Raw genomic sequence first — 9,558 nt, forward strand, 5'->3', positions numbered from 1 at the left:
ATAAAAAAGAAAGCAAAAAAAGCCCGGACTAATTTCCCATATGGAGCGAGAAAATTTGTGTCCAGGCTAATCAGTATACTCAACTTACCGCATAACATTCTCGTCACGAATTTCCCGTTTTAGCTTGTTGTAGTCAAGCGAATACGAATATTCTGTGGGTCTACAGTAAACCAGTCCGTACCTTGCTGTTCAATTGACGCGTTCGATTGACGCAGTTGTTCTACGGCTTGTTCCAATGGTTCTTTTCCGTCATAAATGATGGTGAAGTAGTCAATTCCCGTCGCATTGTCCGGATTCACTGGCGCATCTGCACCAGCCCAAATGTTCAAACCGATGTGATGGTGATAACCACCTGCGGACACAAACAGGGCGGACATGTTGGCGAAATTGCCAACGATATCAAAACCAAGCACTCCCGTATAGAAACGACGTGACTCTTCAAGACTGCGTACATGGAAATGAACATGACCAATGACCGTTCCGGCAGGCAGGCCTTGCCACGGCTCGTTTGCGGCCAGAGCGAACAGACTGTCTACATCAACAGGATCACTTGACATAATGTAGTTATTATCTGCATCCCGTTTCCAGGTTTCGCGGGCACGGTCTGCATAGATTTCGATTCCGTTCTGATCCGGATCGGAAATATAGAATGCTTCACTGACCAGATGATCACCCTGACCAATTTCGATGCCGGATTCAGCCAGATTACGGAGGGCAAGGCCCAGCGATTTACGGTCAGGCAGCAGAATAGCGAAATGATACAGGCCTGAAGTGGAGCGAACAGGCATCGTCACTGCATCGGTTAACAACTCAAGGCGCAGAAGGGACTGCTTTCCATCGGCTGTCAACGTAGCGACTTTTTCACTACGTTCAAGCAGTTTAAGCCCGACCACCTCGGTGTAAAATTGAATGGATCGCTCCAAATTGCTGATTCGCAGACTTACTTCACCCAGATGGGTTGTAGCAGGAATCTGATAAGTAGTAGTCATATTGATTTCCTCCTGAAAACAAGTTTAGTTGGTTTGTTAAGGTGCTGTCCTCTGCAATGTATTCGAGCTATTGTAAGGTCTGGCTCATGTAGATATGAGGCTCATCTGTACATTTATAAATAAGTTACTTTTCATAAGTTAATATAAAATATAAACCAACTTTCGTCAATTGTATTTTCGGTTTATAAATACAAAACAAAAATCCGGCTTCAGGGCCGGATCTCCAATGTTGATGTTGAGGACAAATCAATCTATATAATTCTTGCCGCTTACGCCTTGGGCTTGGGAGCAGCTTTCTTTCTTTTGGCAGGAGCAGGAGTGTCCGTTTCTCCTCCAGCCGTCGCTTGTGTCGAGGTTTTCTTGGGAGTGCGTTTTTTGGGTTTCGCTGTGGTGGTTCCAGGGTCGGAAGGTATGGGCTTCACAGCTTCTATACTTGCTTGCAGCGCTGCCATCAAATCCATGACATTGGCTTCCGGTTTGGCAGGGGCGATCTTGATTTCTTCACCTGCCACTTTGTGATTGATCAGATCCAGAAGTTTGGCGCGGTAGTCGTCTGTATATTTACCGGGTTCAAAAGGAGTAGATAACTGATCAATCAGCAGTTTTGCCATGGTCAATTCCTTCTCATTAACGTTCAGAACCTCTGGGAGGTTTGGAACCTGAGAAACGGGACGAATCTCATCCGGATAGAAAATGGTTTCCATGGAGAGGCAATCTTCCAGCACACGAATCGCAGCCAAACTGCTTTTGGAACGAATGGATATTTTGGCGATGCCAATTTTGCCTGTATCGCGCATAGCAGTCATTAACAGCTGATACGCGTTACCACCCGCCTGATCAGGGGAGAGGTAATACGTTTTTTGAAAATAAATCGGATCAATCTCCGTTAAATCCACGAAGTCCAGAATGGTAATGGTTTTACTGCTGGACTCATTTAACGCCTCCAGCTCGTCCTTCTCAAACAAGACGAATTTGCCTTTCTCATACTCATATCCTTTGGTGATTTCTTCCCATTGAACCTCAACGTCGCAGGAAGGACATTTGCGTACATATGCGAGTGGACTACCGCAGACTTTGTGAATATAACGCATGGAGATGTCTTTGTCTTCGGTAGCCGAAAACATTTTGACAGGAACATGAACCAGACCAAAGCTAATTGCACCTTTCCAGACCGTATGCATGAACGGCTCCTTTCCGAGAACATTTTATGATTAGTATGGGCATTTCACGGGCGGGATAACCGTATTTGGCCGGAACGGTATGCTTCAGAAAGAGTGGGGAATGATAACAGAAACATCCTTAAGATCTGCATATGTAAACGCTGGTTAGAAAGAGGATGATATTAGTTATTAACTATCACGTCAGGAGGTACCCTATGAAGAACAAACGAGACGAAGATGAAGCTCACGCCCATACGTTCTCTCCGTATCCTCGTGCTGAGTCGGAAGGATCTGAGGATTTTCATACGCCTGCAACAGCGGTTAACTGGGAGGCTGTCACTTCAGAAGAGCTGCCGCTGGACCGGGAGTCGTTCATGCTGGATATTGACCGGATGGTGAATGAGGGCCTGGGCGGGGGACAAGTCACGGAAGATAACGGTTATATAGGTGATAGTACAACGGACAGTATGGTTCGGGAATCACATGAAGATCCGGAAGGGGAGTATGAATAATCATGATGGATGTGCAACGCGCCAAAGCTATTTTTGAATCAAAGGATACGATTGCTGTTACGTTGGAGGGAGATCCGGTCTGGATCGAAAATGTGGATGAAGCCAACGGCATGGCAACGGTACAAGTAGGAAGCAGACCGGGAAATACCCAGACCGTTCGTGTAGATCGTTTGGAAGAATAGAAGCAAAAGGACGTGCTGCGGGATGTCCAAGAAAGGCCGGTGCCGTCAGGGACCGGTTTATTTGTCGTTCGTGTGAATGTTTGGCTTGGCTTCTATCCTTCTTCTGATCCTTCGATGTTGCGGGGGAAGAATGGGACCGATATAATAAGGTTCAAAGTGAACTCAGGCGGATGGACCGCCAAAGGTGGGGCGTATATTGAATCAGACGCACGAGCAGTGGGTGTTTCACTCCCATGGCATTGCAGATACAGAAGTACTCGCGTCCGCACTCGCTGAACAGGCAAACGCCGGCATGGTGATTGCACTGGACGGTGATCTGGGCGCGGGCAAAACAGCATTTTCACAGAAGTTTGCCTGGCATTTGGGTGTACGTGATGTGGTCAACAGCCCCACGTTTACACTGATTAAGGAATATGAAGGGCGTCTGCCCTTGTATCACATGGATGTGTATCGCATATCACTGGAAGAAGCGGACGAGCTTGGACTGGATGAGTATTTCTATGGAGCCGGAGTCAGTCTGGTGGAATGGTCCAGCATTATTCCCGAATTGCTGCCGCAAGAACACTTGCATGTGCAGATCGAGACGACAGGTCCGGAGGATCGAACGATTACGCTGGATGGGTATGGTGAGACGTATGCTGCCATGTGCCAACAGTTCAGACAGAATGGAGTCAAATGATGATGGAAGATTTACAAAAAAAGCCGCGCCAGCGGTTTTTGGCGTTGGATACGTCGACTGCGGTGATGGCAGCCTCAGTTATGGAAGGTAACGCCCTTCTGGAAGAACGCAATGAACGGGCAGAACGCAACCATTCGGTGCACGTGGTGCCTGTGATGGAGCAGCTGCTGGAAGCCAGCGGCACGCAGCCGGGACAGCTGGACGGCATTGCCGTCGGCATTGGCCCAGGCTCGTACACGGGCATCCGCATTGCGGTGACCGCGGCGAAGACGCTGGCCTGGGCATGGGACATCCCCGTTGCCGGGGTGTCCAGCCTTCAGGCTCTGGCCTGGGGCGGCTGGCACAGCGGCCTCGCCGCCAAGGCCGAAGCTGCGGCAGAGGATGCCGCAGCCGGGGCTGGCGGAACGCCATCCGCGGACCAGGGCGGCACAGGTGCCGCCCCAGTCCACTGGATCGTTCCGCTTGTGGATGCACGGCGCGGTCAAGCCTATACCGCGCTGTTTGCCTCCGCCGGGAGCGCTGCGCCCCGGCGGCTCGCGCCAGATGCCATCCGTCTGGTGGACGGATGGCTGGAAGCCCTCGCCGCCCGCATGGCGGAGGCGGCGCAGGAAGAGCGGCCCGCTGCCGTCTGGATTGTCGGCGAGACGGGCCCGCATGCGGCAGCAGCGGCTGAGCTTTGCTGCCCCGCAGGAACGGCGCTCCAGCTCGTGCCCTATGAGCTGGAAGGCCGTTGGGTTGGGCGCTTAGGCGCCGAGGCGCTGCTTGCAGGTCAGCGAGATGACGTGCATGCACTGGTGCCCAATTATACCCAGCTGGCCGAAGCGGAAGCCAACCTGCTGCGCAAAGGCTAAAAGAGGTTGTTCAAAAAGTCCGCTTTTGATTACGAAGTATGCCTAGTGGCATCATCAGCATCGAATATGGAATTCAGCCGAAATAAGCGGATGCTTGCGAACAATGTTTCCTTCGGAAACATTGTAGTTGCTCACGTAGTTTTCCCTACGCTCCGCTACTCCATTTCTAGCTTCATCCCATCTTCTCGGTACTGAAAACCGGTCTTTTTGAACACGTACTAAAAGGGGAGGGGAAGCAGATGGACAACGTGGAGAAAGAAGAGCAGGAAGCAGCGTTTCAGTTCAGGTTCATGACTCTGGATGATATTCCCGATGTAATGATTATTGAACATGAAGCCTTCACCCTGCCTTGGACGGAAGAAGCGTTTCAGAATGAATTGACACACAATCATTTTGCAAAATATATGGTCATGGAATTGGAAGGAACGGCGATCGGCTATGCCGGCATGTGGACGATCATGGATGAAGCCCACATTACCAATATTGCGGTCAGGGAAGCCTATCGTGGACGCAAGCTGGGCGAGAAGCTGCTGGACGAATTGATGAGAACAGCGGCTTATCTCGGGATGGAACGAATGACCCTGGAAGTCAGGGTTTCGAATCGGATTGCCCAGAGCTTGTATCAGAAAAAAGGGTTTGAATCGGCGGGTCTTCGCAAAGGCTATTACTCCGACAATGGGGAGGATGCGATGATTATGTGGGCGAATTTGCCGCCCGCAGACCGAAGCGGCGAAGAGGAAGGAAGCGTAACGGATTCATGAATGATTTCAAGGAAAAGCTAAGTTCGGAACCATCTTATATATTGGCCGTGGAGACAAGCTGTGATGAAACATCCGTTGCGGTAGTCAAGGATGGACGGGAAGTGCTGTCCAATCTGATCTCCAGTCAGATCGAGACACATAAGGCATTTGGCGGCGTTGTGCCTGAAGTGGCTTCGCGTAAACACGTTGAAGTCATTACATTGATGTTGGAGCAGGCTATTGAGCAATCGGGCATTCGTCCCCGCGATCTGAGCGCGATCGCCGTCACGCAAGGGCCTGGTCTGGTCGGTGCATTGCTGGTCGGTATCGTGGCAGCGAAAACGATGGCCATGGCGCTTGGCAAACCGCTTATTGGTACACATCATATTGCAGGACATATCTATGCCAACAGACTTACCCATGAGCTGCAATATCCAGCGATGGCATTGGTTGTTTCGGGTGGTCATACAGAGCTCGTGCATATGGAATCCGAAGGCAAGTTTAAACTGATCGGGCGTACGCGTGATGATGCGGTAGGCGAGGCTTATGACAAAGTGGCGCGTGCGCTGGGGTGTCCCTACCCGGGAGGACCGCATGTGGACCGGATGGCTGCTGAAGCCGAGCAGGCGGTACCTTTGCCGCGCGTCTGGCTTGAAGCGGATTCGTATGATTTCAGCCTTAGCGGCTTGAAATCTGCTGTACTGAATGTGTTGAATCAAGCCAAAATGCGTGGAGAAACGCTTGAACCATCTGCTGTGGCAAGGGGCTTTCAGGAAGCTGTTGTTGAAGTGCTGGTAGAGAAAGCGGTAAGGGCTGTCCGTGAGTATGGATCACGTCAATTGCTGTTATGCGGTGGCGTTGCGGCAAACCGGGGATTGCGTTCAGCTTTGCAGGAGCGTTGTGCGAAGGAAGGGCTCGAATTGCTGATCCCGCCGATGGAATATTGCACCGACAATGCAGCGATGATTGGAGCTGCGGCATATTTGAAATGGCAGCGGGGAGAAATCTCGGAATTCGATGCCAAAGCAGATCCTGGACTTTCGCTTGAGGCATGGTCAGTTCAATCGGTATAGAATAATTCATGTATATCAGACTTGACAGCCTCATGTGAAGACTGTATATTAATTACAAATTAAAACAGGAATTCGATATGTTCAACTAAACATTTACACGATAGCGGAGAGGACAGAAATAACCTGGAGAAGCGAAGTGTTCGCCTTTATCACCGGATTTTCCCTTTTAGAGAAGGGAATCAAAGAAATCTGGGGATAACAGCGATCGGAAGGTTGTTCTGTCATCGGAGCGCCAGTGTAAATACTCATTTGTTGACTTATATAGATTCCTGAACTGAAAACGCAATGAACAGGAACAGTAGGGTAATTCCCGGTCATAGAGAGCTGCGGGGTGGTGCAACGCAGTCGAAGGAAACCTGAAACTCACCTGGAAGCGGAACGATGGAACACGGTAACTCCCCGGGAGAAGCCGAAGGCCGATGATGGCCCAAAGTACATGGTTACGGGTTGCCTCCGTGAAAGGGCCGTTGTTGATGGAATACGGATGACATATCGGTAGAAAATCAACAATAACTGAGGGGGCTTTTGTCACTTTGGGCAATGATAACGGTATGGACGCATACAGGATCAGCTCGAAGGAAATGAAAGTCAACAAGAGTGGTACCGCGAAGGTGAACAGCCTGTCGTCTCTTGCAATATTGCAGGAGATGGCAGGCTTTTTTTGATTTTCAAAATGGTGATGGGTTCATGATCACATATCATAAATGTAATGAACGGGAGCAGTAAAACGATAAAGCGCACAGAGAGCTGCGGGGTGGTGCGACGCAGCAGCTGGAATCGTTCGAATCTCGCCCGGGAACGGAGCTGTGGAAGCATGGAGACCGATGTCTCACCCCATTGTCCTTGAGGACGAAAGGGCATGTGGTACACAGCAACGGCTAACCCCCGTTACAGGGTGTTTCTCCGGCTGTTGGTTGTTCGTGTTGCATGTACACAGAGACAACTGATATGCCCGGAGACGACGAGGTGGATGGTGCCTGGCGCAAGCCTGGACTATCAAGCAAGAGTGGTACCGCGGAGGGATAATAACCCGCCGTCTCTTAGATGAGATGGCGGGTTATTTGTGTTTGCTGCCGGCAGCAGGGTGGGCGATGGGAATCAATAATCACGGTTAAAAGAAAATACGCCAGGTGTGCAAGTCGACGTGCACACTTGCATGGATTGCGAAATGAATAAATATAGAAAACGGGAAATGAACGCCTCGTTCTGATCCCCAATAACGAATAATCATTCAAATTTGATGGAGGTTGATGGATATGACAACGAACAATAACAAACGCATGATAGAGATTTTTGATACAACACTGCGCGATGGAGAACAAGCACCGGGAGCGAGTCTGCAGCCTGAGCAAAAAATTGAACTGGCACATCAGTTGGCTTCTCTGGGCATTGACGTCATCGAGCCTGGATTCCCGATCTCAAGTCCAGGTGAGTTCGCGGCGGTTCAGGCGATTTCCAAACAACTGCAAAATGTGGAGATTTGCGGATTTGCGCGTGCGGTCAAAGGGGATATAGATGCAGCCGTTCGAGCAACGGCTGACGCAGCCCGCCGCCGAATTCACCTGTTTATCTCCTCTTCGGACATTCATATTGAGCATCAACTGCGCCGTCCGCGCAGTGAAGTGGTGGCTACCGCGCGGGAGATGGTCTCCTATGCACGTCAGTTCATGGATATTGTGGAATTCACCGCCATGGATGCGGCTCGTACGAAGATGGATGATCTGATCGAGATGGTTGAAGTGGCAATTGAAGCGGGAGCAAGTATTATCAACTTGCCAGATACCGTCGGGTACGCACTGCCGCATGAATATGGAGAGATGTTCCGTCATGTACGTGAGGGTGCAAGGGGCGGAGACAAGGTTCGCTACAGCGCACACTGTCATAATGACTTGGGGCTTGCGGTTGCTAACAGTCTGGCTGCCATTGCCAACGGTGCTTCCCAGATTGAAGTAACCATTAACGGTGTGGGAGAACGGACGGGCAACTGTGCACTGGAGGAGCTGATTATGGCTCTGGAGACACGGGGAGACGCGATTGGCGCAACGACCAATATCAAACTGAACCAGATGTATGAGACATCCCGTCAGATTAGCCGTGCCATGCATTTCCCGATTGCCTACAACAAACCGGTGGTGGGACGTAATGCTTTCCAGCATGAGTCTGGTATTCATCAGGATGGTCTGCTCAAGAACCGGAGTACGTATGAGATTATGGACCCGGAAGCACTGGGGATTCCACGCAGCATGATTATTCTGGGCAAACATTCCGGTCGTCACGCTTTGAAAGATCGGGTCCGCAAATATGGTTTCGAACCGGATGAGCAGCAGATGGAACAACTGTATGAGGTATTTAAAGAAACTGCCGATCAACAAAAAGTGGTCAGTGATGATCAGTTATTGCAGATGGTTAGCCAAACTATGAATATCCCTGCACAGGATTATGAGCTGGTTGAGTTGCAGGTCACCGCAGGCAGCATGACCGATCGAATGGCAGCAGTTCGTATTCGTACGAGCGCAGGGGAGCATTCCTATTCTGCGGTTGGTGGTGGTCCGGTAGATGCAACCATTCGTGCGATTGGCCAAAGTATTTCGGACGATATTACGTTTGTCGATATGGAGATGCACGCGCTGAGCGGAGGAGAGGCAGCGAGTGCGGAAGCGGCGGTTACCGTGGAACGTGCAGGACGTGAATTCAGAGGGACAGCCACTCACAATGATATTGTCATGGCTGCGGGTCTGGCGTATGTCGCAGCTTGTAATGCTGCCGGATTGAAGGCAGAGTCTTCCGATAGTGATGAACCTGTGCACGCATAATAGTACTTCAGCAAATCACATAAATTTGTGATCACAAGCAGACCAAAGGCAGGCCTTGAATACAGAGGTCTGCTTTTGTCCTTTTATAGGAGATAAAAAGGGAATCGATGATTACGTTTGTCAAGATGTGAGTATAGTTATCCACATATCCAGTGCAAATTGTGGGTAACTGCACCAAAGTCAAACCAGTAATGTTTTCGAAAATAAAAAGCATTAGGGGATAGAATGTCTTATATATATCCACAAAGTTGTGGATAATGTGTATAACTCGGTGGATAAATATGGTTTGTGTGCAAAATAAGCTATTCTACCGCCGTCCAATTAAATAGAGTCGATTGCTGGCTATCTTGCTTTTTTGTGGATAAATATGATGGTGCTGAGTGGAAAAATATTTTTCGGATTTCGAGTGGATTTGACAAATATGAAAACACCCTTGTCAAATCTCTCCCATTATAATCAACAAAAAAAGCTGACCCCATCTATGGTATTATCCCCTTTAAGTAGACACTTGAAAAAACCTTCATGTTATCATGAGGGTTCAAGTGACACTTGGAGGGGA

The 9,558-nt window shown here is 49.7% G+C and carries 10 protein-coding genes and 1 other annotated feature; of the genes, 8 read left to right on the forward strand and 2 right to left on the reverse strand.

All coding sequences use genetic code 11. The features are described 5' to 3' along the window. Positions 1 to 119: 119 nt before the first annotated feature. Positions 120 to 989, reverse strand: coding sequence for a VOC family protein (locus QP794_RS16060; protein WP_285078019.1), 870 nt, complete (start codon positions 987 to 989; stop codon positions 120 to 122). 269 nt (positions 990 to 1,258) lie between these two features. Beyond that, on the reverse strand, positions 1,259 to 2,170 hold the full coding sequence (ku, locus tag QP794_RS16065; protein ID WP_285078020.1) for a non-homologous end joining protein Ku: 912 nt from the start codon (positions 2,168 to 2,170) through the stop codon (positions 1,259 to 1,261). A gap of 194 nt (positions 2,171 to 2,364) precedes the next feature. On the opposite strand from ku, the gene QP794_RS16070 reads away from it, so the two are divergent. The 8 genes from QP794_RS16070 to QP794_RS16100 all read left to right on the forward strand — a co-directional run bounded on the left by QP794_RS16070 (position 2,365) and on the right by QP794_RS16100 (position 8,999). Next, the gene (locus tag QP794_RS16070) at positions 2,365 to 2,661 is read left to right on the forward strand and encodes a hypothetical protein (RefSeq protein ID WP_079350913.1); all 297 of its coding nucleotides are present in this window, start codon (positions 2,365 to 2,367) and stop codon (positions 2,659 to 2,661) included. 5 nt (positions 2,662 to 2,666) lie between these two features. Then, the gene (locus QP794_RS16075; RefSeq protein ID WP_024632867.1) at positions 2,667 to 2,843 is read left to right on the forward strand and encodes an H-type small acid-soluble spore protein; all 177 of its coding nucleotides are present in this window, start codon (positions 2,667 to 2,669) and stop codon (positions 2,841 to 2,843) included. A 196-nt stretch (positions 2,844 to 3,039) separates the two neighbouring features. Next, positions 3,040 to 3,522: a tRNA (adenosine(37)-N6)-threonylcarbamoyltransferase complex ATPase subunit type 1 TsaE gene (tsaE, locus tag QP794_RS16080; RefSeq protein ID WP_094938027.1), complete on the forward strand. Its 483-nt coding sequence runs from the start codon at positions 3,040 to 3,042 to the stop codon at positions 3,520 to 3,522. Between the two features lie 2 nt (positions 3,523 to 3,524). Next, positions 3,525 to 4,373: a tRNA (adenosine(37)-N6)-threonylcarbamoyltransferase complex dimerization subunit type 1 TsaB gene (tsaB, locus tag QP794_RS16085; RefSeq protein ID WP_285078047.1), complete on the forward strand. Its 849-nt coding sequence runs from the start codon at positions 3,525 to 3,527 to the stop codon at positions 4,371 to 4,373. Positions 4,374 to 4,612: 239 nt separating this feature from the next. Beyond that, complete coding sequence (gene rimI, locus QP794_RS16090; RefSeq protein ID WP_079350912.1) at positions 4,613 to 5,134, forward strand: ribosomal protein S18-alanine N-acetyltransferase; 522 nt, start codon at positions 4,613 to 4,615, stop codon at positions 5,132 to 5,134. Next, on the forward strand, positions 5,131 to 6,186 hold the full coding sequence (tsaD, locus tag QP794_RS16095) for a tRNA (adenosine(37)-N6)-threonylcarbamoyltransferase complex transferase subunit TsaD (RefSeq protein ID WP_285078048.1): 1,056 nt from the start codon (positions 5,131 to 5,133) through the stop codon (positions 6,184 to 6,186). The genes rimI and tsaD overlap by 4 nt, the downstream gene beginning before the upstream one ends. A 533-nt stretch (positions 6,187 to 6,719) precedes the next feature. Next, complete coding sequence (locus tag QP794_RS33330) at positions 6,720 to 6,851, forward strand: hypothetical protein (protein ID WP_483311914.1); 132 nt, start codon at positions 6,720 to 6,722, stop codon at positions 6,849 to 6,851. Positions 6,852 to 6,886: 35 nt separating this feature from the next. Further along, positions 6,887 to 7,230, forward strand: a binding site (T-box leader). Positions 7,231 to 7,442: 212 nt separating this feature from the next. Beyond that, positions 7,443 to 8,999 (forward strand): 2-isopropylmalate synthase, encoded by a 1,557-nt coding sequence (locus QP794_RS16100; RefSeq protein WP_285078021.1) that lies wholly within the window; start codon positions 7,443 to 7,445, stop codon positions 8,997 to 8,999. The last annotated feature ends 559 nt before the right edge of the window (positions 9,000 to 9,558 follow it).

It is taken from the genome of Paenibacillus sp. UMB7766-LJ446, from assembly GCF_030226665.1.
GTDB lineage: Bacteria > Bacillota > Bacilli > Paenibacillales > Paenibacillaceae > Paenibacillus > Paenibacillus vandeheii.

What these genes read in the sequence shown, in the direction of transcription:
- QP794_RS16060 (WP_285078019.1), bottom strand. Translation starts at nt 989, where the DNA reads ATGACTACTACTTATCAGATTCCTGCTACAACCCATCTGGGTGAAGTA.
- ku (WP_285078020.1), bottom strand. Translation starts at nt 2,170, where the DNA reads ATGCATACGGTCTGGAAAGGTGCAATTAGCTTTGGTCTGGTTCATGTT.
- QP794_RS16070 (WP_079350913.1), top strand. Translation starts at nt 2,365, where the DNA reads ATGAAGAACAAACGAGACGAAGATGAAGCTCACGCCCATACGTTCTCT.
- QP794_RS16075 (WP_024632867.1), top strand. Translation starts at nt 2,667, where the DNA reads ATGGATGTGCAACGCGCCAAAGCTATTTTTGAATCAAAGGATACGATT.
- tsaB (WP_285078047.1), top strand. Translation starts at nt 3,525, where the DNA reads ATGGAAGATTTACAAAAAAAGCCGCGCCAGCGGTTTTTGGCGTTGGAT.
- rimI (WP_079350912.1), top strand. Translation starts at nt 4,613, where the DNA reads ATGGACAACGTGGAGAAAGAAGAGCAGGAAGCAGCGTTTCAGTTCAGG.
- tsaD (WP_285078048.1), top strand. Translation starts at nt 5,131, where the DNA reads ATGAATGATTTCAAGGAAAAGCTAAGTTCGGAACCATCTTATATATTG.
- QP794_RS16100 (WP_285078021.1), top strand. Translation starts at nt 7,443, where the DNA reads ATGACAACGAACAATAACAAACGCATGATAGAGATTTTTGATACAACA.